The organism is uncultured Sphingomonas sp. (assembly GCF_964235535.1).
Lineage (GTDB): Bacteria > Pseudomonadota > Alphaproteobacteria > Sphingomonadales > Sphingomonadaceae > Sphingomonas.
On sequence record NZ_CAXSBH010000026.1, the window covers coordinates 1 to 26,419 of the forward strand.

The 26,419-nt window shown below is 69.1% G+C and carries 17 protein-coding genes and 1 pseudogene; 7 read left to right on the forward strand and 11 right to left on the reverse strand.

Annotated features, from left to right (window positions below; translation table 11 throughout):
• From ACFE7F_RS09370 to cobD, 4 genes and pseudogenes are all read left to right on the forward strand, one after another.
• Nucleotides 1–263: pseudogene (locus tag ACFE7F_RS09370) on the forward strand (ABC transporter ATP-binding protein); the annotation flags it as partial.
• Between the two features lie 14 nt (nucleotides 264–277).
• On the forward strand, nucleotides 278–1,747 hold the full coding sequence (locus ACFE7F_RS09375; protein ID WP_375403611.1) for a cobyric acid synthase: 1,470 nt from the start codon (nucleotides 278–280) through the stop codon (nucleotides 1,745–1,747).
• 2 nt (nucleotides 1,748–1,749) lie between these two features.
• Nucleotides 1,750–2,679, forward strand: a complete 930-nt coding sequence (cbiB, locus tag ACFE7F_RS09380; protein WP_375403612.1) for an adenosylcobinamide-phosphate synthase CbiB — start codon at nucleotides 1,750–1,752, stop codon at nucleotides 2,677–2,679.
• Nucleotides 2,676–3,671, forward strand: a complete 996-nt coding sequence (cobD, locus tag ACFE7F_RS09385) for a threonine-phosphate decarboxylase CobD (RefSeq protein WP_375403590.1) — start codon at nucleotides 2,676–2,678, stop codon at nucleotides 3,669–3,671. Before cbiB ends, cobD begins: the two co-directional genes overlap by 4 nt.
• On the opposite strand, the gene cobU is transcribed toward cobD, so the two are convergent.
• Together cobU and ACFE7F_RS09395 are read right to left on the reverse strand one after the other, a co-directional pair.
• Complete coding sequence (gene cobU / locus ACFE7F_RS09390; protein WP_375403591.1) at nucleotides 3,668–4,180, reverse strand: bifunctional adenosylcobinamide kinase/adenosylcobinamide-phosphate guanylyltransferase; 513 nt, start codon at nucleotides 4,178–4,180, stop codon at nucleotides 3,668–3,670. The two genes, cobD and cobU, sit on opposite strands and share 4 nt — an antisense overlap.
• 200 nt (nucleotides 4,181–4,380) lie before the next feature.
• The gene (locus ACFE7F_RS09395; protein ID WP_375403592.1) at nucleotides 4,381–5,091 is read right to left on the reverse strand and encodes a helix-turn-helix domain-containing protein; all 711 of its coding nucleotides are present in this window, start codon (nucleotides 5,089–5,091) and stop codon (nucleotides 4,381–4,383) included.
• Between the two features lie 261 nt (nucleotides 5,092–5,352).
• Here ACFE7F_RS09395 and ACFE7F_RS09400 point away from each other — a divergent pair, with 261 nt between their 5' ends.
• Nucleotides 5,353–7,092 (forward strand): amidohydrolase family protein, encoded by a 1,740-nt coding sequence (locus ACFE7F_RS09400; RefSeq protein ID WP_375403593.1) that lies wholly within the window; start codon nucleotides 5,353–5,355, stop codon nucleotides 7,090–7,092.
• Here the strand turns inward: ACFE7F_RS09400 and ACFE7F_RS09405 are convergent.
• The 6 genes from ACFE7F_RS09405 to ACFE7F_RS09430 all read right to left on the reverse strand — a co-directional run bounded on the left by ACFE7F_RS09405 (nucleotide 7,055) and on the right by ACFE7F_RS09430 (nucleotide 15,933).
• Nucleotides 7,055–8,149, reverse strand: a complete 1,095-nt coding sequence (locus ACFE7F_RS09405; RefSeq protein WP_375403594.1) for a hypothetical protein — start codon at nucleotides 8,147–8,149, stop codon at nucleotides 7,055–7,057. The two genes, ACFE7F_RS09400 and ACFE7F_RS09405, sit on opposite strands and share 38 nt — an antisense overlap.
• Nucleotides 8,146–9,210 (reverse strand): DUF1611 domain-containing protein, encoded by a 1,065-nt coding sequence (locus ACFE7F_RS09410; RefSeq protein WP_375403595.1) that lies wholly within the window; start codon nucleotides 9,208–9,210, stop codon nucleotides 8,146–8,148. Before ACFE7F_RS09410 ends, ACFE7F_RS09405 begins: the two co-directional genes overlap by 4 nt.
• A gap of 4 nt (nucleotides 9,211–9,214) precedes the next feature.
• Complete coding sequence (locus tag ACFE7F_RS09415) at nucleotides 9,215–11,518, reverse strand: TonB-dependent receptor (protein ID WP_375403596.1); 2,304 nt, start codon at nucleotides 11,516–11,518, stop codon at nucleotides 9,215–9,217.
• An 88-nt stretch (nucleotides 11,519–11,606) separates the two neighbouring features.
• A complete protein-coding gene (locus ACFE7F_RS09420) occupies nucleotides 11,607–12,920 on the reverse strand; it encodes a peptide MFS transporter (protein WP_375403597.1) in 1,314 nt (437 codons plus the stop codon).
• Nucleotides 12,917–13,927 (reverse strand): dipeptide epimerase, encoded by a 1,011-nt coding sequence (locus ACFE7F_RS09425; RefSeq protein WP_375403598.1) that lies wholly within the window; start codon nucleotides 13,925–13,927, stop codon nucleotides 12,917–12,919. The genes ACFE7F_RS09420 and ACFE7F_RS09425 overlap by 4 nt, the downstream gene beginning before the upstream one ends.
• Nucleotides 13,927–15,933 carry a serine hydrolase domain-containing protein gene (locus tag ACFE7F_RS09430; protein WP_375403599.1) on the reverse strand — a complete coding sequence of 669 codons (2,007 nt, stop codon included), beginning with the start codon at nucleotides 15,931–15,933 and terminating at the stop codon, nucleotides 13,927–13,929. Before ACFE7F_RS09430 ends, ACFE7F_RS09425 begins: the two co-directional genes overlap by 1 nt.
• A gap of 532 nt (nucleotides 15,934–16,465) precedes the next feature.
• On the opposite strand from ACFE7F_RS09430, the gene ACFE7F_RS09435 reads away from it, so the two are divergent.
• Nucleotides 16,466–17,602, forward strand: coding sequence for a dipeptidase (locus tag ACFE7F_RS09435; protein ID WP_375403600.1), 1,137 nt, complete (start codon nucleotides 16,466–16,468; stop codon nucleotides 17,600–17,602).
• A gap of 251 nt (nucleotides 17,603–17,853) precedes the next feature.
• Nucleotides 17,854–20,679, forward strand: a complete 2,826-nt coding sequence (locus ACFE7F_RS09440; protein WP_375403601.1) for a TonB-dependent receptor plug domain-containing protein — start codon at nucleotides 17,854–17,856, stop codon at nucleotides 20,677–20,679.
• Nucleotides 20,680–20,765: 86 nt separating this feature from the next.
• Here ACFE7F_RS09440 and ACFE7F_RS09445 read toward each other — a convergent pair whose 3' ends face one another.
• The 3 genes from ACFE7F_RS09445 to ACFE7F_RS09455 all read right to left on the reverse strand — a co-directional run.
• The gene (locus ACFE7F_RS09445) at nucleotides 20,766–22,691 is read right to left on the reverse strand and encodes an amidohydrolase family protein (protein ID WP_375403602.1); all 1,926 of its coding nucleotides are present in this window, start codon (nucleotides 22,689–22,691) and stop codon (nucleotides 20,766–20,768) included.
• 12 nt (nucleotides 22,692–22,703) lie between these two features.
• The gene (locus ACFE7F_RS09450; protein ID WP_375403603.1) at nucleotides 22,704–23,684 is read right to left on the reverse strand and encodes a DUF1611 domain-containing protein; all 981 of its coding nucleotides are present in this window, start codon (nucleotides 23,682–23,684) and stop codon (nucleotides 22,704–22,706) included.
• A gap of 32 nt (nucleotides 23,685–23,716) precedes the next feature.
• Nucleotides 23,717–26,419 (reverse strand): M14 family zinc carboxypeptidase (locus ACFE7F_RS09455; protein WP_375403604.1); only part of this gene is annotated, 2,703 nt, incomplete at its 5' end.

Genomic DNA, 26,419 nt, shown 5'->3' on the forward strand with positions numbered 1-26,419 from the left:
TCGATCCGCGCGCCCAGCACCGTGTGCTGAGGCTGCTGCGCGGCCATGTCGACGGGTTCGTGGGAGGGGGCGGGGCCTTGGTGGTCCTCCACGACCTCGACCTCGCCGCGCGCTATGCCGACCGGCTGGTGTGGATGGCGGAGGGCGCGATCGTCGCCGACGGCCCGGTCGCCGACACGCTGACGCCCGCGCGCATCGCCGACGTGTACGGCGTCGCGGCGCGGGTCGAAGGCGGGCGCGTGCTGATCGACGGTCCCGCGTGACCGCATGCACCCTGATGGTGCAGGGGACGGGCTCGGACGTCGGCAAGTCGCTGCTCGTCGCCGGGCTGTGCCGGATCGCGAAGCGGCGCGGCTTGTCGGTCGCGCCGTTCAAGCCGCAGAACATGTCCAATAACGCGGCCGCCTGCGCGGACGCCGACGGTTCCTGGGGCGAGATCGGCCGCGCCCAAGCGCTGCAGGCGCGCGCAGCAGGGATCGCGCCGCATGTCGATTTGAACCCGGTGCTGCTCAAGCCGCAGAGCGACGCCCGCGCGCAGGTGATCGTCCATGGCCGCGCGATCGGGACGGAGGACGCCGCCGCCTACATGGCCGGGCGGCGGCGCCTGCTGCCCGCCGTGCTCGACAGCTTCGCGCGGCTGACGGCCGCGCATGACCTGGTGATCGTCGAGGGCGCGGGCAGCCCGGCCGAGGTCAACCTGCGCGCCCGCGACATCGCCAATATGGGTTTCGCGCGGGCGGCGGGGGTGCCGGTGGTACTGGTGGGCGATATCGACCGGGGCGGCGTCAGCGCGGCGTTGGTCGGCACCCGCGCGGTGATCGACCCTGCCGACGCCGCGATGATCGTCGGCTTCGCGATCAACAAGTTCCGCGGCGACGCGACGCTGTTCGACGCAGGCGTCCTCGCGATCGAGCGGGCGACCGGGTGGCGTTGCTTCGGCGTGATCCCCTGGCTGGATGCCGCCGCGCGCCTGCCCGCGGAGGACGCGGTCGTGCTGGAGCGCCCCGTCGCGCGGCGCGGGGGCGGCGTGAAGATCGTCGCGCCGATGTTGTCGCGGCTCGCCAATTTCGACGATGCCGACCCGCTGCGGTCGGAGCCGGGCGTCGAGTTCGACTTCATCCCGCCCGGGCGGCCGATCCCCCGCGACGCGGACGCGGTGATCCTGTTCGGGACCAAGTCGACGATCGCCGACCTCGCCTTCCTGCGCGCGCAAGGGTGGGACCACGACATCCTGGCGCATGCCCGCACCGGCGGCCGCGTGCTGGGGGTGTGCGGCGGGTTCCAGATGCTCGGCCGCGTCATCCGCGATCCGCGCGGGATCGAGGGCCCGCCCGGCGAGGCGGCGGGGCTGGGACTGCTCGACATCGAGACCGAGATGCTGCCGGGCAAGCGTGTCCGCCCCGTAGCGGGCCGCTGCGCGCGGACGGGCGCGTCGGTGAGCGGCTATGAAATCCACTCCGGCCGAACGACGGGCGCGGCGCTGGAGCGACCGATGCTGACGCTGGAGGACGGCCCCGACGGCGCGATCGGTGGCCTGATCGAGGGAACGTACGTCCACGGATTGTTCGTGGACGACGACTTCCGCCGGGCCTGGCTCGATCGGCTCGGTGTCGCGCCCTCGCCGCTCATCTATGACGACGCCGTGGAGGCGGCGCTCGATGAGGTCGCCGACGGGATCGCCCGTGCGGTCGATGTCGACGCGCTTTTCGCGGCGGCGCGCGCGCCCGGCTGGAGTCCGGATGCGTGACGATGCATGCCGCGACCATGTTGGCGGCGCTTGCGCTTGAAGGAGTGCTGGGCTGGCCGGATGCGGTCCATCGCCGAATCGGCCATCCGGTGAGCTGGTTGGGCGCGTTCGTCGACCGGCTCGACGCCACGCTCAACCGACCGGGTTTCGGACCGGCCGTCCGCTATCTGCTGGGAATAGTGGCGACGATCGCCGTGGTGACGGTTGCGGTCGGCACCGCGCTGGCCGTCGCGGCGGTTCCGGGGCCGATCGGGATCGGGCTGGAGATCGCCGCCGCTGCGACGCTGGTCGCCGCGCGCGGTCTGTATGTGCATGTCGATGCGGTCCGCCGCGCGATCGAGCATGACGGGATCGCGGCGGGACGGACGGCGGTCGCCCGGATAGTCGGGCGTGACGTGACGCTGCTCGACGAGGCCGGGGTGGCATGCGCCGCGATCGAGAGCCTGGCCGAGAACCTGTCCGACGGCGTCGTCGCCCCCCTGTTCTGGGGTGCGGTCGCCGGGCTACCGGGTATCGCGGCGTACAAGGCGATCAATACGCTGGACTCCATGATCGGGCACCGGACCGCGCGGCACGAGGCGTTCGGCGGGTTCGCGGCTCGGCTCGACGACCTCGCGAACCTGATACCGGCGCGGCTGACGGCCGGACTGATAGCGGCGGCGGCATGGTCGTGGGCAGCCGCCCGGATCGCTTGGCGCGATGCGCGGCGGCACCGCTCGCCGAACGCCGGCTGGCCGGAGGCGGCGATGGCGGGCGCGCTCGGCATCCGTCTGTCGGGTCCGCGCCGCTACGGTGACCGGATGGCCGACGAACCCTGGCTCAATCCGGCGGGCACCGATCCTGACGCGGCGGCGATCGGACGGGCGCTGTCGGTCGCGGTGCGTGCCGTTCTGCTCGCGGCGGGCCTGCTCGCCGCGGCGACGTTCGCGTGAGCGGCGATCTTCTCCACGGCGGCGCGCTGGGCGCGATGCGCGCGACGTTTCCCGCCGCCCCGGAACCGTGGATCGACCTGTCGACCGGGATCAATCCCTGGCCCTACCCCGTGAGCGCGATCGAGCCTGAAGCCTGGTCGCGGCTGCCGACCGACGAGGCGCGCGCGGGGTGCATCGGCGCGATGGCCGGCGCGTTCGGTGCCGAGGCGGCCGCCATCCTGCCGGTGCCGGGCAGCGAACTCGCGATCGGCCTCTTGCCGCTGGTCCTGGTCGCGGCGAGCGTCGCGATCGTGTCGCCCACTTACGGCGACCACGCCCGGGCTTGGGCGGCTGCGGGCCGATCGGTCCGGGCGGTGCCGACGCTGGATGCGGCGCTGGCCGCCCGGCCGGAGGCGGTCGTGCTGTGCAATCCCAACAATCCGGACGGCCGCGCCGTCCCGCGGGACGCGGTGCTCGCAGCGGCCGATATCCAGGCGGCACGGTGTAGCTGGCTGATCGTCGACGAGGCGTTCGCCGAGGTCGCGCCGCACCTGTCCGTGGCGGCGCATGCCGGCCGGGCAGGGCTGATCGTGCTGCGATCGTTCGGCAAATTCTACGGTTTGGCGGGGTTGAGGCTCGCGGCGGTGCTCGGGCCGTCCGACATATTGGACGGGCTGCGTCCGCTGATCGGGCAATGGGGCGTATCGGGGCCGGCGCTTAGCCTGGGGGTGACCGCCTATGCCGACGATCGGTGGCGGCGCGAAACGACCGACCGGCTTGTCGGCGCGGCCGGTTCGCTCGACGCGGTGCTGGAACGCGGCGGGTTGACGATCGTGGGCGGGACGTCGCTATTCCGGTTCGTGCACGCTCCCGACGCGCATGCGCGGTGGGCGACGCTCGCCGGGGCGGGAATCTATGTCCGCCGGTTCGCCGACCTGCCACACCATCTCCGGATCGGACTGCCCGCCGACGATGCGGGTCCGATGCGGTTGGCGGCGGCGCTGGCCCTTTAACCCTTCAGCGTGAGCGGCAGACCGGCGACGACGAACTCCACCCGGTCGGCGAGGGCCGCGACCCGCTGGTTGAGCCGCCCCTGCTCGTCCCGGAACGCGCGGCCGAGCGGCGTTTCGGGCACCAGCCCCATGCCGACTTCGTTGGAAACGAGCAGCAGCGTGCCCGACCGGGGTGCGATCATCTGATCCAGCAGCGATCGCGTGGCCCGTTCGACATCATGACCACCAAGCATCATATTGGAAAGCCACAGGGTGAGGCAGTCGACCAGCAGCAAGTCATGCTCGACCTTCGCGTCGGCGATCGCGGCATGCAGGTCGACCGGTGCCTCGACCGTATTCCAGCGTTTATCGCGTTCCGCCCGGTGGCGCGCGACGCGCTCGATCATCTCTTCGTCGTAGGCCTGAGCCGTAGCGATAAACGTCCGGGATCCTGGGAGCGCATCGGCGATGGTCAGGGCCCTGCGACTCTTGCCGGAACGCGCGCCACCCAAAATGAAGATCGCGGTCATACCGCCTTATGCGCGGTTCGGCGGTCGTTGCACGTCGATATTCATGAGTGCTGAAAAGCTGGGCCACGCGGGTAGGGCAGAACGATCGCTCCCGCGCCGCTGCCCGACCGGTTTCCGGATGCCGCATAAACAGGATCGTCGCTATGCGCGCTTATCGATGAAAGTCGCCTCTTCGGCTGTGCGGCGGCTGGATCGTAGGATCAGCCTACCTTGCGACGCGGCCGCGCGGTCTTGTTCTCGCCGGATACACCCCGTCGCGGCTTTGCGACGACCGGCTCGGCGGCGCGTTTGCGTTCCTCGTGAATGATCAGCAGCGACTGCATGAGTTCCTCGTCGGCACTCGACATCACGCCCAAGACCTCCGCCTCCTCGCATCCGTCGCCGGCGAGGTAGGCATGGCCCATGTTGGAGTCGATGTAGACCGACTGTCCCTGTTCAAGGATCATCGGATCGTAGAATTGCGTGTGGACGGCGACGCGGCCCTTGAGCACGTAGACGTATTCCTCGCCAGCGTGACGGACCAGCTCGCCGAATTGTTCGAGCGACTTGGCGCGGATGGTCGTGATGACCGGGATCATCCGCTTGCGGCGCAGCTCCGTGCAGAGATAGAAATAATCGTAATTCGGCGTCTCCACGCGCACGGCGTGGTCGAGGTCGCCGACGCTCCGGCGCGCGGTGACGGTCTGCGCGGTCTCCTCACCCTCCTCAGCGAAGAGTTCCGACATGCGAAGCCCGAGCTTGCGGCTGAGTTGGAGCAGCTTGTCGTAGGTGAGCGTGAGCCGGTCGTGCTCGACCTTCGAGAGGGTCGAGAGCGGGATGCCGCAATGCTCGCTCATCTGCTTAAGGGTCCAGCCCTTGCGATCGCGCAGGCTGCGGAGAAGTTTTCCCAGCGTCGGGGAGGCGTTGGACACGGCGAAGGATTCTTTCTGCTGCCACTACGACCAAAATCGACGACGGTGTTGCTTAGGCGGGCCTCGAAGACGCAGTCGGAGTTGCCGCGAGCATAGTCGATATCGACCGTCGACCACACCTTGGCGGGTCCTAGCAGACCGGAGACGTGCCCGTCCCGACTTGTCTGCCGCCTGACCGATGGCCAACCGATTTCCGAAAGCCTAGTGTCGAACGTTCCGTGACACGATCGGAAAACAGCCAACGAAGACAGGAGAGAAAGTATGCGCAGGCTGATCGCGCTTCTCGCATCTACGGCGACGCTGCTTACCGCCGGGGCGGCGGCGCGGCTCGACGCACAAGCGGGTACGCCGTTCGACGTGATCGTACGGGGTGGGACGATCTATGACGGCGAAGGCCGCGCGCCTTTCCGGGGCGACGTGGCCGTTCGCGGCGGTCGCATCGTCGCAGTCGGTCCGACGATCGCGGGACGCGCAGCGCGCGAGATCGTCGCGCGCGGCCTGGCGGTCGCGCCGGGCTTCATCAACATGCTGAGCTGGGCGACCGAGTCGCTGCTCGTCGACGGGCGCGGGCAGAGCGACATCCGGCAGGGGGTGACCCTGGAGGTCATGGGCGAGGGCTGGTCGATGGGCCCGCTGAACCGGGAAATGAGGAGGCTGGCTCTCGAGCGGCAAGGCGATCTGAAATACCCGATCAGCTGGACCACGCTGGGCCAATATCTTGAGACGCTGGAGCGGAGGGGCGTGTCGCACAACGTCGCGAGCTATGTCGGCGCGGCGACCGTGCGCATTCACGAACTGGGCGAGGGCGACGTGGATCCGAGCCCCGCGCAGCTCGCCCGGATGCGCACGCTGGTCCGCCAGGCCATGAACGAGGGCGCGATGGGCGTGGGCAGCTCGCTAATCTATGCGCCGGGCTCGTTCGCCGAGACCGACGAGCTGGTCGCGCTGACGACGGAGGCGGCGCGCTGCGGCGGCGGGTACATCAGCCACATGCGCTCGGAGGGCGACCGGCTGACACGGTCGGTGGACGAACTTATCGAGATCGCGCGACGCTCGGGCGCCAAGGCGGAGATCTATCACCTGAAACAAGCGGGTCGGGCAAATTGGGGCAAGCTGGCCGAGGTCATCCGGCGGGTGGAGGCGGCGCGCGCGGCGGGCCTTCGGATCACGGCCGACATGTACACCTACACGGCGGGCGCGACGGGGTTGGACGCCGCGATGCCGCTCTGGGTGCAGGATGGCGGGCTGGAAGCATGGGTGAAGCGGCTGGGCGACCCCGCCGTCCGCGCGCGCGTGGCGGCCGAGATGAAGCGGCCGGGCGCCGATTGGGAGAACCTGTATCTGGGCGCGGGGCCCGAGGGCATGCTTCTGGCGGAGTTCAAGACGGACGCGCTCAAGCCCCTTGCCGGCAAGACGTTGGCGCAAGTCGCGAAGCTCTGGAACAAGTCGCCGGAGGAAACCGCGATGGAGCTGGTGATGCGCGACGGCTCGCGCGTCGGCACGGTCTATTTCCTGATGGACGAGGAGAATGTCCGCCGACAGGTCGCGCTTCCCTGGATGAGCTTCGGTTCGGACGGGTCGAGCCAGGCGGCGGAGGGCGTGTTCCTGAAGTCGGGTTCGCATCCCCGCACCTACGGCAATTTCGCGCGGCTGCTCGGCCGCTATGTGCGGGACGAAAAGGTGATCCCGCTGCAAGAGGCGGTGCGGCGTCTGACCTCGCTGCCGGCGGGCAATCTGGGCCTGACCGACCGTGGCGCGATCCGGGTAGGCCACTATGCCGATCTCGCCATCTTCGATCCCGCGACGGTCGGTGACCGCGCCACGTTCGAGAAGCCGCACCGATATTCGGTCGGCATGCGCCATGTGTTCGTCAACGGCGTCCAGGTGCTCCGCGACGGCGAGCATACGGGCGCGACGCCTGGACGCGCGGTCCGCGGGCCCGGTTACGGCAAATGCCAGCCCGTCAGCGCCGCAACAGCCGGTACAGCCCCACGGTCATGAGCGGCGCGAGGTAGATCGCGAAGATCGTCCAGGCGAGCGCGCGGTAGCCGCCGCCGATCAGCGTGACGAGCCCGAACCGGTCCGCGACGAAGATGCAGCCGATCAGCAACGCCGCCGCCAGCCCCGCCCGGGCGCGGTGCGACAGATCGCGCCCGCGGCGGACGCGCCACGCCGCCGCGATCCGTTCGTTGACGGCATGCACCGCGCCCGTGCCGCTTTCCAGCAGCGCGGCGAAGATCATCAGCTGGAACAGGAACTGGAACCAGGGTGCGCCCAGCGCGCGCAGCATCACGTCCGACGGCAGCGTCTCGTCGGCGATGCCCGGATAGAAGGCGGCCATGCATGCGAAGAACAGGATGGCGGGCGCCATCGCCAGCGGTCCCGCGACCAGCCCCGCCGCCACCGCCTCGCGGGTGCGGGTCAGGTGCCGCAGCACTGGCAGGATCACGACCGCGCCCACCACGTTGTAGCTGGCGTAGGTCAGGCCGCCGAGCGCCCACCCGTCGCTCGTCCCGCTCCGCGCGAACCCGGCGGGGATCGCGTCGCCGAACGCCGACAGCGCGAGCAGGAGGAACAGCGCGTAGACGCCGTAGAGCAGGAACGTCACCCATTTGAACAGTCGCTCGACGGACGCGTTGCCGAATCCGGCGAACAGCGCGATCGCGGCGGCAAGCGCCAGGGTGCCGGCGATCGGCGGCAACCCGAACGTGGCCGCCCCGATCGCGCCCGCCGCCGCCCCGAAGACCGCGAGGATCAGGATCACGAACAGCAGATAGGCGATCTCGAAGGCGATCCAGCCCGGGCCGAGCAGGGCCTGGAAGAACGTGCGATAGTCATACGCCCCGACCTTGAGCGCGAAGGCGAAGGTGGCGGCGCAGACGACGCTCCAGACGATCGTCGCCAGGATCATGCCGGCAAGCCCGCCCCAGGGCCCGGACGGCAGGAAGAACTCGGCCAGCTCGCGACCCGTGGCGTATCCGCCGCCGATCACCACCGCCTTGAAGGCGAAGCCGGGCAGCAGGTAGCGCTGGAACCGGTTCGCGCGCGCTTCGCTCACGCGGACCCCAGGCAGGCGTCGACCAGACGCTCGAACGTCGGGCCACCGCGAATGGGATCGGCGACGGGCAACCCGAGCCGCTCGCCCTCGCTGGCGAGCAACGCGTCGGCCGCGGCGGCGTCCAAGCCCGAGGTGTTCAGGCTGATGCCGCCGCACCGGACGGCCGGGTTGGTCAACCGCCCCAGCCGGAGGTTGAGCGCGATCGCCTCCTCGATGGCGGGAACGGCGAAACCGGGATAGCCGAGGATCTCGGTGCGCCCGACCTCGTGGCAGACGACCAGCACGTCCGGCTGGCTGCCGTGCAGCAGCCCCAGCGACACCGCGGCGTAGGCGGGGTGGAACAACGAGCCCTGGCCCTCGATCACGTCCCAGTGACCCGGATGCGCGTCGGGACTGAGCAACTCGGCGGCGCCCGCCTCGAAATCGGAGACGACCGCGTCCATCGGGATGCCGCCGCCCGCGATCATAATGCCGGTCTGGCCCGTGGCGCGGAAGTCGGCGGCCAGGCCGCGCGTCGCCAGAGCGCGCGCGATCGCCAGCGCGGTGTATTTCTTGCCGAGCGCGCAATCGGTGCCGACGGTCAGCAGGCGCTTGCCCGACCGACGGCGGCCGGTCGCGATGGGCAGGCCCGGCGGTGGCACCCGGACATCCACCAACCTGCGCCCGCACCGCTCGGCCGCGTCCCGCAACTCGGGCACATCGCCCAGGCGGACATGAAGCCCGGCCACCACGTCGAGCCCCGCCTCCAGCGCCTCCAGGATCGGCGCGATCCAGGCGTCGGGAACGACGCCGCCGATATTGGCGACCCCGATCAGCAGCGAGCGGGCCCCGGCGGCGTGCGCCTGGGCGGGACGCATGGCCGGCAACCCGACCGACAGGCCGCCCGTCGTCGACGCCCACTCGCCGACGCAGCGCTCGGGTGCCCAGTCCTTCAGCCCGAACGCCGTCTTGGCGAAACGCGGATCGTCGACGTCGCCCAGGAACAGGAGATAGGGGGAGGGAAGCCGGTCGGCTTCCTTCGCGACAGCGCGGCGCCGAGCGATCGCTTCGGCGGTGGTCACCCGCCTAAATCCCCGCGCCGAGCGTAAGACCGAACGAGCGGGGACGGACGATCCCGGTCTGGATGGCACCGCCGGGCACGTTGCCCAGCACGCCCGCCGAAGTCTTGCCTTCGCTGTTGGTTGCGTTTCGGGCGTATGCTTCGATCGAGAACCGTCCGAAATCGACGCCTGCGCGGAAGTCGACCACCTCGTATGCCTCCAGGTAACGCTGACGGCCGAACTCGGCGCTGTATTCCGGGTCGAAGCCGCCGGGCTGATCGGACAGAAAGCGGAGCGAACTTCCCACGAAGGCGCGCGCGTCGCCGCCGAGCGACCATTCGTAATCGCCGTTCACGCCGATCGAATATCTCGGCGTGAAGGGCAGGCGATCGCCATCCAGACCGCCGACGAGGGGCGGCGCGTCGTCGCGCAGCTTGGCATCGGTGTACGCACCGTTGACCGAGAGGTTGAAGCCGGTGGTCGGTCGAAGGGTCGCGGTGAACTCTACGCCATCGCTTCGCGCCTTGCCGCCGTTGGTGTTGATGCCGAAATCGTTCACGACGGCGAACAGCTGGATGTCGTTCCAATCAATATGAAACGCGGCGAGGTCGATCGAAAAGCCGCGATCGGCGGTCTCCGCCTTGATCCCGACCTCGTAGCTGACGACCGTGTCGGAGTCGAACGTCCGGGGAGTGTCGGCCGGAGGGTTCGGCGGCAGTACGTTCGGCCCGCCGGGGCGGTATCCCTTGGCTACCCGCGCGTAGATCGCGGAGCGGTCGTTCAGCTTGAACTTGGGCGCGACCGAGTAAGTGAACACGTCCTCCGTCGAGCGCGCCGTCGGCAGCGTGCTCGGCCCGCCCGCGAGCACGCCGTCGGAGATCGTCGACGCGCGCTGCTTGTTCTCGCTATAACGTCCGCCGAAGGTGAGATCGAACCGCTCACCGAGATGTACGGTGGCGTTAGCGAAGCCCGCGATCTCGCGGTAGCGCGACGGAACCAGCGCCGTGCCGAGCAGCGGCAGCCCCGCGACCGGGGTGAGCGTTCCGGGGTTCACCGCCGCGAAGGCCTGGTCGATCTCCCCCTTTTCGCGCGTGTAGAAGCCGCCGAGAAGCCACTCGAATGTGTCGCTGACGGCCGACTGCAGCCGCACCTCCTGCGTGAAGCGCTTCACCTCGGTCGTCTGGTTCAGCAGGAACTCGTTCGGGACCTCGAACACGGCCTCCACGATCGGGCTGAACTGGGTCGTGAGGTCCGTGCGGAAACGCTGCTCGATCGTGCTGTAGCTCGTCGCGCTGATCAAGTCCGCGAAGCCCAGATCGAGCGACGCGACGCCGCTATAGACCCGGTACCTGACGTCGGTGAACTCGGGCACGAACTGCGACTGGGTCCGGCGATCGAACAGCGTGTTCGCCCCGAAGAAGTCGCTTTCGACCGTCGTGGAGGCGTCGTTCTCGATATTCTGCACGAACGCGGTCAGGCGTACCGAGAACGCATCCGAAGGCTTGAACAACAGCGAGCCGCGGCCGCCATAGCTCCTCGAATCGTTGATGTTGCGCTCCGTGTCGGAGCCGCCCGTGCCGACCGAATCGATGAATCCCCCGAACTTACGGTAGAAGCCCGTGGCGCGGATCGCGAGCTTGTCGCCCACCGGAAGGTTCACCAAAGCGCTGCCGAAATAGGACAGGTCGCCGCCGTCCACCGTCTCCACGCTGGCGCGGCCGCGCGCCTCGATCGAGTCGGTTTGGGGAGCGTTGGTGACGAACTTGAGCACGCCGCCCAGCGAACTCGCGCCGTAGAGCGTGCCCTGCGGGCCGCGCAGCACCTCGATCCGGGCGACGTCGAACGTGTCGAAATCACCCGCCTGGATCGCGCCGTTTGCCTGGCCGCTGCTGGAGCCGAAGGTGGTCTCGTCGACATAGACGGCCACGGTGGACGCGACGCCGCCCGTATTGATGCCGCGCAGGATCAACCGCCCGACGCCTTGCGTGTCCTGATTGAGTTGCAGGCCGGGCACCAGCTTCAGATAGTCCTGGAAGTTGGTGGCTTGCTGCCGCTCCAGCGTCGCGCCCGATACGACGCTGACGGACTGCGGCACGTCGATCAGCGACTGCTCGCGCTTCTGGGCGGTGACGATCACGTTCTCGCTCTGGCCCGCCCCGGCGTCATCGGTCGACTCGGTCCGCGCCGAGCCGACATCGTCGCCAGCGCGCCCTTGGGCACCCGTCTGGGCCGCGGCGCCGGTCGGATTCGGATCCGCCGCCCGGGCGGGCGCGGCGATCATGCTCACCATCGCCGTCGCGGCGAGTAGCGCGTATCTGTCGGTGCCCACCCTACTACCCTCCCATGATCAGGATCGGCGTCCGTGGCGCCTACCATCAGTCCCGATCAGGCTAATGTTCGTCCCAGACAGAGAATTGTCAATCGTTTTCACCCGCCCCGCGCCTCTCCGCCTCGATCCGCTTCTCCAACGGGTTCAGGCATCCCAGAAGCAGCGCGGCCGCCGCCGCGATGGCGGCCAGCATCGCGAAATAGACGGGCCGCGGCATGCTGCTCCAGAACGTGCCCACAAGCCCGGCCGACAGGCTGCCCGCGAAGATGGCGAGGTACCAGGCGGCGACCGTGGTCGCGCCTGCGCCCGGCGGCGCGACGCGCGCGAACAGTCCGAGGCCGGTCGGCAGTATGTACAGTTCGCCGAGCGTGAACACGACGAAGAAGGCGACGAGCCACGGCCAGTCCGCGCGGCCGCTGCCCGCGGTCCAGGCGGCGGCCGCGAGCAGCAGATAGGCCGCAGCCACGATCAGCGCGCCCATCGCCATCTTGCGCGCCGCCGGCGACACATGGCCCGCCTCGGCGCGCCGTCGCCAGCGCGCGAGCAGGAACGGCGTCATGAGCATCACCAACAGCGGGTTCAGGGAGATGAACCACGTCATCGGCACGACGTATCCGCTGATCGTGCGGTCCACCCCCGTGTCGGTCCATAGCGCCACGGTGTTCCCCACCTGCTCGTATGCTCCCCGGAAAAGCGTGACGCACAGCGCCACCGCGACGAGCAGCGCGAGCGTGGACCGGCCGAGCGACATGGAATGTCCGGCCGCCGCACGCGCCGCTTTGCCCCGGTCGGGCTCGGGCGGGAGATAACGCCGACCCGCTACGTAGATGACGAGCCCGGCGACCATGCCGATGCCGGCGGCGGCGAAGCCGTAATGCCAGCCATACAGCTCGCCCAGCGTCCCGCAGATCAGCGGCGCCAGGAAGCCGCCGACATTGATGCCGAGATAATAGACGTTGTAGGCCCATCCGCGCCGCGGGTCGTCCGCCGCGTACAGATCGTTGATCTGGCTCGGCAGGCTCGGCAGGAACAGCCCGTTGCCCAGCGCGATGGTGGCGAGCGCGACGTAGAAGAGCGGCTCGAACGCCATCATGAAGTGACCCACCGCCATGATGGACGCGCCCGCGATCACCGCGCGCCGTTTGCCCAGATAGCGGTCGGCGATCACGCCGCCGACGATCGGCGTGAAGTAGGCGCAGGCGGTGTAGGCTCCGTAGATGAAGGACGACCGCTCCTGGCTTAGCAGCAGCTCCTTGGTCATGTAGAAGACCAAGAGCGCGCGCATGCCGAAATAGGAGAACTGTTCCCACATGTTGGTGAGGAACAGGATCGTGAGTCCCCGCGGCTGCCCGAACCAGGGGGATGGTGCGGACGCGGGCGCGGCCATGACGGCGGTCGTCATGCCGGAACCGCTTGCGGGCTCCCCCAGACCCCGGGTCCGGCGAACAGCTCGCCGCCTTCGTAGGTGACGCTCGGCGACCGGTCGGCGGCCAGGAAGGTGGGCCCGTCCAGGTCGACCAGGTCGGCCAACTGCCCGAGCACGAAACCGGGCGCGGTGGCGAGACTGGTGCCGACCATGGTGCCGACCATCACGCCGAGCCCGAGCCGGCGCGCCTCGGCGGCCATCATCAATCCCTCGGTCAGCCCGCCGCATTTATCGAGCTTGATGTTGACCACGTCGAAGCGCCCCGGCGCGCTCGCCAAGTCCTTCAGCGAGAGCAGGCTCTCGTCGCCCGCGATCGGGATGGGCGAGTTGAAGCCGTCGAGATCGGCCTCGCGCCCACGCGCCAGCGGCTGTTCGAGCAGAGATACGTCGTGCGCCCGCAGGCCCGCGACGAGCAGGTCCAGCGCGTCGGCGGCGAATCCCTGGTTGCCGTCAACGCCCAGCCAGACGTCCGGCCGCGCGGCACGGATGGCGCGGACGCGCTCGAGATCGAGATCGAGATCGCCGGTCAGCTTGACCTTGATCGACTTGGCGTGCGCGAATTTCTGGGCCTTGGTCGCCATGTCCTCCGGCGCGCCCGCGCCCACGGTGAAGGTGGTGCGCAACGGTCGGGGCTCCGGCAGGCCCGCCAGCGCCCAGACCGGTCGGCCGCTTCGCGCCGCTTCCAGTTCCCACAAGGCGCAGTCGACCGCGTTGCGCGCGCCGCCCGGCGGAAGGAGCCGGCGTAGTTCCTTACGCGTCGGTCCCGCTTCGACCGCGTCACGCGCGCCGTCCAACGCCGCGAGCATCTCGGGCAGGTCGTCGTTCAGATAATAGACACCCGCCGCCTCGCCGCGACCGCGGTGAGCGCCGTCGCTCAGCGTCACGACCAGCGCGTCCACGTCCTCGAACACATGACCGGCGATACGGAAAGGCTCGACCAATCGCAGCGTCTCCGTCGCGACCCCCATCTTCAGGCGCGCCATCAAAAGTCCACGGTCATCGCGACCAGCCCGAAGGCGACGGCGACGTACATCGCCGTCAGCGCCGCGAGAAGGACCAGCACCGCCCACAGCCTGGACGTCCAGCGCCTCCGATGCCGCCAGGCAAGCGCCACGTTCCAGGCGGCGAACATGACGATGCCGACGAACACCAGCAGTCCGGCGATCTGCAGCAGCCACAGCAACGCGTCGACGGCGCCGAGCTTGGACAGGTCGGAGAAGAGCACGCTGACCGCGATCGCCCAGCCGATCAGCACCGCGATCGTCAGGCCCGCAAGGGCGCGCAGCCACCGATAGACCGAGCGCGACTCGCCCTCGACCGCGAGCGGCACCTTATAGTTGCGCCGGACCAGCGCGGACACCGGCCAATGGAGGAAAGTCAGGAGCAGGACGGCGATGCCCGCATAGAGAAGCGGTGAGATCCAGGTCGCGGACCTTGCCGCGGGAACCCGGTCGAAGACGGTGAAGGGCGACACCATGTCGAAGCTCCACCGGACCACCTTGCCGTCGACCACCTGAGCCGCGAGCCGATCCTCGCCGCCGACCTGGCGCCAGACGAACGGAGCGATCTCCACCCATTTGCGTACCGCGCCGCCGGCGTCGGTGAGCTCGGGTATGACCAGCTCGCCCTTGGGCCCCACGCTGACGGTGGTCTGACCGGTCAGCCCGTACACCGCACGCAGGAAGCCGGTCTCGATCCGTCGGCTGCCGGTCCAGTTCCCGGCCATCATACGGGCGTGCTCGGCGGCGAGCTTCGGATCAACGCGACCGTCGCCGGGGCCGCCGGGGTAGTAGCGGTCCATGAAGTCCTGGAAGAACGCGGCGCGGACCCGGCCGGCCGCGCCCTCCTTGCCGCCGCTGTTGACCGACAGGTAGATGCCGACATTCTCGCCCGGCAGGATGTGCAGCGACGTATGGAACGCCTGCAGGTCGCCCAGATGCCCGATCACGCGCCGGCCGTTCGCGTTGGTCTCGAAAAAGCCGAGCGCCATGCGGTTGAGCGGCGGAAGCGACATGGTCGCCGTCCGGTGCATCAGCCGCGCGGTCTCGGGCCGCATCAGGCCCGCGCCATCGTTCAGGTGCGCGATCATGAAGCGTGCCATGTCGGCGCCGCTCGCCGACATGCTGCCGGCCGGGGCGGGGTTGACGAACTCGAACCCCTTCGGCTCCACCGACGCCTGGGAATAGCCCGTCGACATGAACGGCCGGAGCTTGGGCGGGAGCGGCTGGCGGAAGCTGGAATGCGTCATGCGGAGCGGCCGGAAGATACGTCGTTCGACATAGTCGTCGAACGGCACGCCGCTGACGCGCTGGACGATGTATCCGGCGAGCGTCGTGGCCCAGTTCGAATAGGCGGGAGTCGTGCCGGGCGCGAAGATGCGCTTGGGCGTCCAGAGCTTCAGATAGGCGTCGAGCGCGTAGGTCTGCGCGGGGTCGTAGGTGATCAGATATTTGGCGCGATCCTCGAACCCGGCCGTGTGCGTCAGGATCTGGCGCATGGTGATGGGCTTGCCGTCGCGCGGCGGGATGCGGAAATCGAGATAGCGGTTCACGTCGGCGTCGAGGTCGATGCGGCCGCGCTCGACCTGCTGCATCACCGCCGTCCAGGTGATCAGCTTCGATACGGAGCCGGGTCGGAACAGCGTACGCTCCGGATCCACCGGCCGACGCGACGCCAGGTCGGCATAGCCGTAGCCGCGCTGGGTGAGGATCCGGCCGTCCTTCACCACCACCGCGACCGCCCCGGCGATGTCGCCCGAACTCAGCGCGTAGGGCATGAAGCCGTCCAGCCACGCGTCCACATCGGTCCTGGTGAGCGATCCGCCGATCGCGGCGCCCGGCGGCGTCACCGTCGCGACCGGCGCGGGCCGGTCGGCCGGCGCCATGATGGGCGGGGCCAGCGCCGGCGCGAGTTCGCCCCCGTCCTGCGCCGGCGCGATTCCGCCGACCATCGCCAGCACGCCCGCCATCATCGTCTTCAGGAACCTCATGCGACAGCACTCCCCGCGCTTGATCCCGCCCCGCACCTTGCGGTCGATCGCTGATGATTATTCCAATCGGGACGATCGTTATCCCAATCAGGCTTGTCGTCAACGTATAAAGCAGTCGGTGTCGGGCCGCTCGGCTCGTCGGCTCCCCAGGGCGGCCGGCGCCGCGTCGACCTCGTCCGCGGTATCGTGACGGCACGCGCCGAGGAGCAAGGGGCCGCCTCGGTCGGCCAGCCCCAGCGCCTCCATGGTCTCGACGGCGTAGAAACGGCCCGCCCAGGCGAGGACGCCGCGATCGGCCGGATGGCGCGCGACCGGCGACGCGCGGTCGGCTCCAGCTCGCGGTCGAGCCGCTCGAGATGGGCGATCGTTCCCGACATGCGCGCCTGTGCCTCGAAGGACTGCGTTCCCGTCCCTGACCGGGGAGCGTCACGGGCGGGGGAGATTTCCGGCCCGATCCCTTCCCCGATCGTCCATTGACGTCGTCCGGACAGGCTGACACTTTCCCCATGAGAAAAGGAAAGGGAAGGGCCGCATGGTCGGGGTGACGCGTCGGAACGTGATGGGCAGCGCACTCGCACTGACGGCGTTTCCCATGATCAATGTCGGCGAATTTCAGGTGCACGCCGCCTCGCCTCGCCGCTATTCCCGGCGCGCGGTCGATCTGGTGCGGCGGTTGCTGGTCATCGACATGCTGGGCCCGATCAAGATCGACATGGGTCCCGACTTCTACACCAAGCCGCTGAGCGACCGGGACGTCGCCGAGTTCCGGGGCAGCGGCGTCACCGGTTTCCATCACGCGGTGGGGATCGGCGGGCCGAACGCTCGCGAGAGCGCGCTGACTTTTCTCGGCATCTGGGGCAACTTTGCCGCCCGCAACAGCCATGTCTTCACCGCGGTCGACAAAGCCGCGGACCTAGTCCGCGCCAAGCGCGACGGCCGATGCGCGGTCATCATGGGGTTGCAGAACGCCGACCAGTTCCAGCGGCCCGAGGACGTCAAGTTCTTTCACGAGATCGGCCTCCGGTGCGCGCAGCTGACCTACAACAGCCAGAACCGCATCGGCTCGGGCTCGACCGATCGGATCGATGGCGGCGTAAGCGATTTCGGCGAGTCGATCGTCAAGGCCATGAATGATGCGGGCATGCTCGTCGACGTGTCGCATTCGGGCGACCGGACCACGCTGGACGCGGTGGCGATGTCGCCCCGACCGATCGCGTTCACGCACAGCAATTGCCGTGCGCTGGTCGCGGGCCACCCGCGCGCCAAGACTGACGAGGCGATCCGCGCGCTGGCGGCGAAGGGCGGCGTGATGGGGATCACGGGGGTGCGGAATTTCGTCAGCAGGACGGATCCCGTCACGATCGTCAATTATGTCGATCACGTCGACCATGTCAGGAAGCTGGTCGGCATCGATCATGTCGGCATCGGCTCGGACAGCGACCTGAACGGCTATGACGATACCCCACCCGCATATAACAAGCGTCTCCGGGGCGCGTACAAGGCGAGCTACGGCTTCCGCGAAAAGATCGATGTCGACGGCTTCGACCATCCGCTGCGCATCTACGACCTGACCGAGGAACTGATCCGCCGGCGCTTCTCCGATGCGGAGATCGCGCTGGTGCTGGGCGGCAATTTCCAGCGGCTGCTGACGGCGACCTGGGGCGGCTGAACAGCGGTCGACGACCGGCCGGATCACCTGCCTGTCGACCATCATTGGCGTAATTTCGCCACACCTGGAGGCCGTAATCCTATTCAGGATATATTCTCTTGCCGGAAATATTGAAACATGATTGTCTCACGATCGGATCGGATCGGATCGGATCGGCGCTCCGCTCTTTCTTTGAAGAAGCGTCCCGGGGGGACTCGCGCCGCACACCGAATCAAGGCCGGTCGATGACGGACCGGTAAAGGGGGATGATCATGAGGACCGGCCGCTTTATCTTGCTCGCGAGCTCCGCGCTGACGCTCGCTCACGCGGTGCCCGCGACGGCTCAGGTGACGGGGCAGCCCGACCCGGGCGCCACACCGTCCGAACAGGCGGGCGCGGGCGAGAGCGGTGACGAGAACGAGGTCACGGTAACCGGCTCGCGCATCGCGCGCGCCGGCTTCGACCAGCCGACGCCCACTACCGTCATCGGCGATGTCGAACTGCGCCAGGGCGCGCGCGCGAACATCGCGCAGGTGTTGAACGATCAGCCGCAGTTCCGCGCCACCGTGAGCCCCGCCGTGTCGGTGGGCAACACTTCGAGCGGCACCGCGCCCGTCGATCTGCGTGGGCTGGGCACGGCCCGGACGCTGACGCTGCTCAACGGCCGCCGCTTCGTGGGTGAGGGCAATCTGAACCTGATCCCGTCGGGGCTGATCGAGCGCGTGGAGGTCGTGACGGGCGGCGCTTCTGCCGCTTGGGGATCGAACGCGGTCGCGGGCGTGGTCAACATCCTGCTCGACACGAAATACGACGGCCTGTCGGTCGGCGGGGCCGCGGGCGTGTCGTCGCGCGGCGATGCGGCGCGGTATCAGGCGGACGCCAAGTTCGGCACGAGCTTCGCCGGCGGGAACGGGCGCATCATCGCCGGTGTCGAATATGTGGATGACCGCGGCGTCACCGACCGCAATTCCAGACGCAATCTGGGCAGCGCGAATTTCGTGCGCGTCAACCCGACCAGCGCGACGGACCTGTCCACCGTGCTGGCGCGCGACGTGAACTACGTCAACCGCAGTGGAGGGGGCGTGGTGGTCGGCGGCGCGCTGGGCGGGCAGACCTTCAATCCTGACGGCACGATCCGCTCGTTTCAGGGCCCGAACGCGAACGTGGCCGCGGTGCCGGCAGGCGCCAGCCTCGGCGTCCAGCTCGCCGCGTTGGGGGTCGGCGGAACGGACGCGATCGGCCTGTATGACGACGTGTACGGGACCAGCCCGTTCGAGCGGGTCAATGGTTATGCCCGGGTCAGCTACGACATAGGCGACGCGACGGTGTATGCGGAGGGCCTGTACGGCAAGGCGAAGTCGACATACCCGTTTTTCCCCGATCTGATCCTGTCGTCGCAGTCGATCAGCGCGGCCAACCCGTTCGTCCGGCCGGAAGTCCGGGCGCGTCTGACCGCCGCCGGGCAGGCCAACTTCACGGTCGGCCGCGTGTTCAACGACATCTTCCTGAATACGTTCGATCTGGAGCGCGAGAACCGCGAAGGCTCGATCGGCGTGGACGGCAATATCGGCGAGCGGTTCACCTTCAACGCCTACGGCAGCTACGGCGAGGTCGAGAGCAACGAGCGCGTCACCGACAGCCGCATCGCCGCGAACTACACCCGCGCGGTCAACGTGGTGACGGGCGCGGCGGGCCAGCCGGTATGCGCGGTCAACGCCGACGCGATCGCGACCAACGACGACCCCGCCTGCTCGCCGCTCAACATCCTCGGGTCGGGTGCGGCCTCGGCCGCATCGCTCGCCTATGTACGCGGCGTCCAGTCGCAGCGTGTGCTCAACAAGCTGACGTCTTTCGGGTTCCAGATCCAGGGCGACGTGTTCCGGCTGCCGGGCGGCCCGCTAGCCGTGGCGGTGGGCGTGGAGGGCCGCAAGGAGGAGCAGACCACGCTGCGCGATCCGCTGACCCGAACGCCCGGCTATTTCGGGTTCCAGCTGTTCGCGCAGGATTTCGGCGGCGAGTTCTCGGTGAAGGAAGGCTTCGTCGAGGTCGCAGCGCCCGTGTTCAACATCGAGGGAACGGCCAAGCTGGACCTGAACGGCGCGGCCCGTTACTCCGATTTCAGCACCAGCGGCGGCATCACGACCTGGAAGGGCGGCGGTACGCTTCGCCTGTTCGACGACCTGCTATTCCGCGCCACCCGGTCACGCGACATCCGTTCGCCGGGCATCGGCAACCTGTTCTCCACTCGGGGAACCACCATTGGCGTGGTGGCGGACCGCGACAGCGCCGGGCGGGCGGCGGCCAACCCGAACTACAACAGCACCCCGACCCAGGTGTTCACCTTCAGCGGCGGAAACCCCGATCTCGACCAGGAGCGCGCGGACACGCTGGTTCTCGGCGCGTCATACTCGCCCGGATTCCTGCGTGGGTTCAATCTGTCGGTCGACTATTACGATATCGAGATCGAAGGCGCGATCACGACTCTCAACGGAAGCCAGCTGACGCTCGCCTGCGTCAACGGCAATCAGGCGGCCTGCGACCGCGTGGTGCGCGATACCACGGGCACGATCACCACCGTGTTCGCCAACGCGCAGAATATCGCCAGCTTCAAGACGCGCGGCATCGACATCGAGGCGGCGTACCTGCTGCAGATGTCCGATGTGAGCCAGGGCATGGCGGGCTCGCTGCGCCTGCGCGCGCTGGCCACCTATGTCGACCGGTTCATCACGAACGATGGCACGTCGGCGATCGACCGCGTGGGCGACGTCGGCAACACGGTGGTGGGCGTGCCGGAATGGCGCGGAACGTTCAGTGCCACCTACCAGACCGACGAGTTCGGCTTGGATGCGCGTGTCCGCTATGTCGATGGCGGTCTGTTCGACAGTCAGCCGCCGCTCGCGACAACGCTCGTCAACAACCGGATCAAGAGCCGGACCTATCTGGATCTCGGGGCGCAGTTCAAGGTGGCCGATCGCTTCACGCTGTTCGGCAACGTCAACAACGTGTTCGACCGCGATCCGCCGCTCGTGACCGCGGGTACGGCGCATTACGACGTCGTCGGCACCTACTTCCTCGCCGGCGCGCGCGTGAACTTCTAGCCCGCGCGCACCGGCGGCGCGGACCGGAAGGCGGGCGGGTTCGTTGGGGTCACCCGCAAGGCATCCGCGTGATGTGGGCCGACCATCTAGCGCCGCGCCGCCCCGACCCGCACCGTTCCGGTCGCGAGCGGCGCGTCGAACATCGGCCTGCCGTCCACCAGCAGCGCCAGAGCCGGCCGACCGTCCGCCTGCGGGTCGGCCTCCTCGGCGAACAGCGTCGCCGCGCCCAGGCGGCCGTCGGCCCGACGTACGACGCCCGTGACGCTCGCCCAGCCGGCCGTCGCCTGAAGGATGCCGGGCGTGAATGCGAACGCGCCGCCGGCCAGGCCCGTCACCCGAACGGTCCCGGCCGGCCGAGCCGCGCCGGGACGTTGCGCGAGGCGGGCCGAGACCCGCACGCCGTCCGGCAGCGTCCCGTCCACCGCCAGCATCCGCGCGGCGCGGAGGTCCATCGGCCGTCCGGGCTCGTGCCGCGACCGGGCGAGGGGCCGGCCGGCGGGCGCGTCGGTCGCCCGTCCGGCATCGACCGCGAGCACGCCGTTCACCAGCACGGTCTCGACGCCGACCGAGGGCAGGGTGGGATCCTCGATCGTCGCCCGGTCGATCACGGTCGCCGGGTCGAACACCGTCACGTCGGCGATCATGCCGGGCAGCAGGTAACCGCGCTCGGCCAGGCCGATCATGGTCGCGGGCAGCGCCGTCATCTTGCGCACCGCCTCCGGCCAGCCGACCAGCCGTCGCTCGCGAACATAACGGCCCATGAATTTGGGAAACGCGCCCCAGTTGCGCGGGTGGCCCGTCTTGGACGCGGTCGCGCCGCAGTCGCACGACATCGCGGTGAGCGGGTGGGCGACGATCCGTTCCTGGTCGGCCTCCGTCCCGAAGCGCAGCAGCACGCGCCGCCGACCCTGCTCCAGCAGCCGGATGATCGCCTCGCCCGGGCGGACGCCGCCCATCTCGCCGATGACGTCCGTGAGTTCGCGACGCATCTCGGACAGGTAGACGCCGCCCGGTCCGCCCCAGCGCACGTTCAGCTGGTCCTCGGTCTCCGCCGCGATGCGGCCGCGAAGCTTTGGATCCTTGAACCGGGCCAGCATGGCGACGTTCCCGCCATCCTGCGCCCAGGCGGGGATCGTCAGCTGCTCCAGGCTCGTCGAACCGAAAGTGTAGGGGTAGGCGTCCGTGGCCATGACCACGCCCAGGCGCGCCGCGTCCCGGGCGAGCGCGAAGGCCGGGCCGACCTTGCCCTGGTCGCGGCCCTGCAACTTCATGTGCGTGACGATCGGCTGCAGCCCCGCTCGCCCACCGATCGCGACCGTCTCCGCCATCCCCGCCATCGAGCTGTAACCGTTACCCGCATGGACGCGCTCGTGATTGGTGAAGCCCGTCCGCCAGGGCGCGGCCGCCCGCGCCACGGCGACCACCTCGTCCGTGGTCGCCCAGAAACCGGGCTTGTAGTCGAGGCCGGCGGACAGCCCGAACGCGCCCGCCCGCATGCCTGCGGTCACGAGTGCTGCCATCCGCGCGACCTCGGCCGGACCCGCGCGGCGGTTCTCCTGGCCCATCACCTCGGTCCAGACCGAGTTGAAGCCGATATACGCGCCGTAATTGAGCCCGAGCGGCCGCGCGAGCTGCTTGGCGATATCGAGCGGACCGCCCCCGTCCGGGTTGGTGATCGCGGTCGTGATCCCTTGCGTGAGGAGGTTGACCGGGCGTGCGTAGGAGTCGGGCACCGAATGGTCGTGAACGCTGACGAAGCCCGGCGTGACGTAGCGGCCGCGCGCGATCCGCTCGACCCGCGCCCGCTCGCGCGACAGGTCGCCCACCGCGACGATGCGGTCGCCGACGATCCCGACATCCGCGACGCGGCCGGGACGGCCCGAGCCGTCGAAGACCGTGCCGCCGCGGATGATGACGTCGTAGCCGGGAGTCGATGCGGGCTTCGGCGCGGTCTGGGCGAGTGCGGTGCTGGCCGAGGTGAGCGCAAGAGCGGCTGCAGCTGTTCTGAACATATGGCCGTGCTCCTATCCCGACCCGGTCCGGAATTGCGCAAGCAACCGGTCAACGATCCGGCCGACCCCGTCCGCGACCGGATCCTGCGCGGGCAGGCCCGTCAGCTCTTCCGCTTCCACTAGCGCCCGGCGTCCCTGGTCGGGATCGAGCGATGAAGTGTTGAGCGACACGCCGACCGCGATCACGTCTGGATTGGTCAGCCGTGCCGCCTCCAGGTTGCGATCGAGGCAGGTCCGAAGATCGGGAAGCGCCCGGCCCGGCACGTGCCGGACATGCGCGCGGCCCGGCTCGTGGCACAGCACCAGCGCGTCCGGCTGGGCACCGTGCAGCAGGCCGAGCGACACGCCCGCAAAGCCCGGGTGAAACAGCGATCCTTGCCCCTCGATCAGGTCCCACCCCCCATCGTCGCGCGGCGGCGACAGCAGTTCGACCGAACCCGAGATGAAGTCGGCGATGACCGCATCGACGGGCATGCCGTCCCCTGCGATCAGGATGCCCGTCTGCCCCGTCGCGCGGAAATCGGCGAGGAGCCCCCGCGCGCGCATCTCGCGCTCGAGGCTCAGCGTCGTGTACATCTTGCCCACCGCGCAATCCGTTCCGACGGTCAGCAGACGTCGCCCGGCGCGGGGCTGGCCGTCGCCGACCGGCAGCCCCCCGGGTGGGCGGCGGACGTCGAACAGCAGGCGGTCGCGCGCCTGCGCCGCGGCCCGGATCTGCGGGTGGTCGTTCAACCTTTGATGCAGCCCGCTCGCGACATGCAGTCCCGCGCGCAAGGCCGCGAGCACGTCCGCGATCATCGCGTCCGACATGACCCCGCCCGCATTGGCCACGCCCACGACCATTGTCCTGGCACCACGCGCGGCGGCATCCTCGACCTGGAGATCAGGCAGGCCCAGGTCGACGCCCGCGCCGCGCCGGAACTGGCCGAGCGCGAGCTCCGGCCGCCACACCGCGATCCCGCGCGCGGTCTTGGCGGCCAGCGGTTCGGCCACGTCGCCGAGGTAGAGGAGATATGGGCCCGGGATCACGGCGCGGGTTTGGGCGGGGGAGCGCCTGCGTCGAGCCGGTCCCAGTTCAGGATCGCGTTGAAGCCCAGGAAATAGCTTCCCTGCGTCTGCCAGCGCCAGAAAGGCCGGTTGGCATAGAGCACCATGTGCCCGCGCCCGACGGGCACGTCGACGATCAACGCCTTGTCGGTCAGCGCCTGGCCGCCGCTGAGCAGGCCGCTGAGCAGGATGTCGTCGGCCTTGCTCGGGAAGCGCATGATCAGCCGGGGCTGGGGCGCGGGCGGTTGCGCGTTGGCCGCCGCCGGGGTCGCCGGCAGGATCGGGGCCGCGCCGGCGACCGCGTTCGGTACGGGCGTACGGTTCGCCGACGTCGCCTGTGCCTCCCAGGGCGACGCGGTCGACGTGCCCGCGTTGGGCGTGAGGTTCTGGACCAGGTTCTGCCCCGTCAACGGCGGTCGCCCGGGCCGCCCGATCGACAGCACGGGCGCCTGGCTGAAATAGATCGGCATTGCCTCGCCGCGGTAGCCGTAGGTGAGGGGGCTGGCCTTGTCGGCGATCACCCCGCGCATGATCGCGCCCTTGGTATAGAGCTCGGGCGGGCGCGACAGCGTGACGCCGGGGGCCACGCCGAACTCGGCCAGCATCTCGGCGGTGCTGCCGTCGCCCATCAGCAACCCGCCCGCCTCCACGAACTTCTTCAGCTCGGCGAGCCCGTCCACGCCCAGCCCGCCGCGAATGTCGTCGGCCGAATCGAGCTGCCCCAGATGCGGCGTCAGCGCGGTCTTCCGGTACGGCACCGGCTCCCCTACGTCCTTGGGCACGCCGGCCAGCGCATCCTGCGCCGTCGGTCCGACGGTGGGGTAGATGATCACGTCGTACTTGGCCCTAAGCCCACCGCGTCGCGCCTGGATATCCGCGAAGTAGCCGTAGGGAATCCCGTGATGGTCGAGCGCCGCGCGCCACCAGCCTTCGTCCTGCGTGCGAAGCCAGGAATGCATCAGGCCGATGCGCGGGGCGGTGAGCGGGTGCGATCGGACGGCGGGCGCGCTCGCCACCGCTTGCGCGGACAGGCCCAGTTCGGCGACGACGCGCTCCACCTCGGCGCGGTTCGCGTTCGGCAGGATGAACGTGCCCGCCGCATAACTCCGCCCTTCGACGCTGAACGCCTCCTCCGCCGCGAGCATGCGCGCCCCCCGGAGCCTGAAGCGTATGGAGACGAGTTGGTTGTCGCCGGTGTGGTCGATCAGGATCACGGGTCCCGACCCCGTCACCACGCCGCGCGGCGCGATATCGGCGGTGATCGGCGTCGTCGCAGCCAAGAACACCGCCGGATCGCGCACCTCGCGGAGCGTAACGTTGCGCATCAGCTGCATCGTCCAGCCCGTGTCGTCATAGGGACGCGGGTTCGACACGGGGTAGGTTTGCACGCCCAGATACATGTCGAGCAGCGTCCGGTAGGGCTGGTCGGCGCGGATGACGTAGTCGCCCGCCGCCACCGACACGTCGCCCGCGGTGAAGGCGGCGTTCGCCGTGCCGATCTCCACGCCCTGACGCCGCAGCGTGTTGACCATGTCGGCCGCGTTCAGCCGCGCGACCTGCGCGGCAGGGATGATCCACGCGTGAACCGCGCCCGCCTTGCGCCCCGCCTCCACCGCGCGCTTGTTCTTGAGCCGGTAGTTCTCAAGATACAGCGCGCGGTCGGTCGCCACCTTGTGGAGCGCGATCAGGACACCCGATTGCGAGATGTTGACGTGGTTGCGCGGGCCCCATTTGATGGTCGGGAGCGGCGGGTTCTGCCGGTACCATTCGCGGCTGGTCGACGCCGCCTCCAGTTTCACTTCCGGCCGGATGTCGGGGCCATAGCTCTGCACCTCGTAGAAGCGCCCGAACGAATTGTGCGTGTTGGCGATCCAGAACAGGTAGTTGGGCACCCACCCGTCATAGAAGCCGTAGGTCCAGACGCCCGGCACGCCGCGCTTGGTCATCTCCATGACCTCCGTCTGCGCCAGCAGCCACCATTCGTTCGACGCGATCGGATCGAGCGACGGGTTGTACGGTCCGGACCCGGTGGAGGTGTAAAGGTAGGGAAGCGACTCGTGCAGGTCGTGCAGCACGGTCGGATGCCATTCCAGCACCCCGCGCGTCATCGCCTGGGTGAGCTTCAGCAGCTGGCCCATGCCGTCCCGGTTGTTGTCGTGCGCAACGTACCGACCCCAATAGACGAGCGGCGGTTTCGGTTTGCCCGTCTTGCCGTAATAGTGGGTGTCGACCATCTTCTCGCGGCCGTCGACCTCGACCACCGGCGTGATGAAGGTGATCACGTTCTCACGGATGTGCCGGATGAAGGCCGAATCCTCGACCGCCAGCCTGTAGGCGAGCTCCATCAGCGTTTCCGGCCCACCCGTTTCCGTCGAATGGATGCCGCTGGTCAGCCAATAGATCGGCTTGGTCGTGCCGATCAGCCGCTTGGCCTCCGCCTCGTCGGTCCGGCGCGGGTCGGCGAGCGCCGCGAGCGCGCCCTTGTTCTCCTCCAGCCTGGCCAGCACCGCCTCGTCGGCGACCGCGAGCACGACGATGTCCCGGCCCTCTTCCGTCTCTCCCAGCTTCATGTAGCGGACGCGCTTGGAGGTGCGGCCGAGCTCGGCGAAATAGCGGTGGATATCCCGCGCGTAGGTCAGCTCGTCGGGCGTGCCGGGTATGCGGCCGAAGAACTTGAGCGG